The 954-nt window shown below is 46.0% G+C and carries 2 tRNA genes and 2 rRNA genes; all 4 read left to right on the top strand.

Annotation, left to right across the window (positions count from 1 at the left end):
* Positions 1 to 160 precede the first annotated feature (160 nt).
* Positions 161 to 278 (top strand): 5S ribosomal RNA (rrf, locus tag H8S80_RS33915).
* A gap of 10 nt (positions 279 to 288) precedes the next feature.
* Positions 289 to 362: transfer RNA gene (locus tag H8S80_RS33910), tRNA-Ile, on the top strand.
* 99 nt (positions 363 to 461) lie between these two features.
* Positions 462 to 534: transfer RNA gene (locus tag H8S80_RS33905), tRNA-Ala, on the top strand.
* 313 nt (positions 535 to 847) lie between these two features.
* A 23S ribosomal RNA gene (locus H8S80_RS33900) occupies positions 848 to 954 on the top strand; the annotation flags it as partial.

Below are 954 nucleotides of genomic sequence, written 5' to 3'. Positions count from 1 at the left end.
GTCGTAACAAGGTAGCCGTATCGGAAGGTGCGGCTGGATCACCTCCTTTCTAAGGAAGAAGAAGTAAGGGTTTTATATACTGTTGAGTCTTGTGTTTCAAAGGAAGGCGAAAGCCGAAGAAAAAAGAATAAAAGAATAGAAACATCAGAGACAAAGAGATTCTGGTGCCGATGCGCTCAGGGGAAACACCCGTACCCATCCCGAACACGATGGTTAAGACTTGAGCGGCCGATGGTACTATGCTGGAGACGGCATGGGAGAGCAGGTGGGTGCCAGATTTTTACAAAAGGGCTTATAGCTCAGCCGGTTAGAGCGCACGCCTGATAAGCGTGAGGTCGGTGGTTCGAGTCCACTTAAGCCCACTACTTAACTCCTCAGGAGATAAGTAAGTGGAAAAAACAAAAGAATAAAGGGATTGCCTGAAAAGGGAAGACCAGCATCCGAGTATTTAACATAAATATGGGGGTGTAGCTCAGTTGGGAGAGCACCTGCCTTGCAAGCAGGGGGTCAAGAGTTCGAATCTCTCCATCTCCATTCGGCATGAAGAAGGAAGCCGTCAGGCGGAATGAAGCATGCCAGCATGTACCTTGAAAACCACATATTGAATATATCTAGATAGATTCTTTTAAGGGATTTCGATCCTGAGAAAGAGTAAATCAAGACATCCGAGGTGTTATATCGTAACAGATATAACCGAAAAAATTATAAACTCGTTATTACTGTAACGTACAGTGATAACAAACCTAAGACCAGAGATTCAACGCTATGAATCTTAGACGAGTAGCCCGCACCCTTAACAGGGTAAGCCCCCTCCTTAACAGTCAGGGGATGGTGCGAAAATCGAACTGGTTAAGCTATAAAGAGCGCAGGGTGGATGCCTTGGCACTAAGAGCCGATGAAAGACGTGATAAGCTGCGAAAAGCTTCGGGGAGGAGCAAATATCCTTTGATCCGG

The organism is Hungatella sp. L36 (assembly GCF_014288035.1).
Note: the sequence above shows the minus strand (reverse complement) of the source record. Positions and strands in the feature narration are given on the sequence as shown.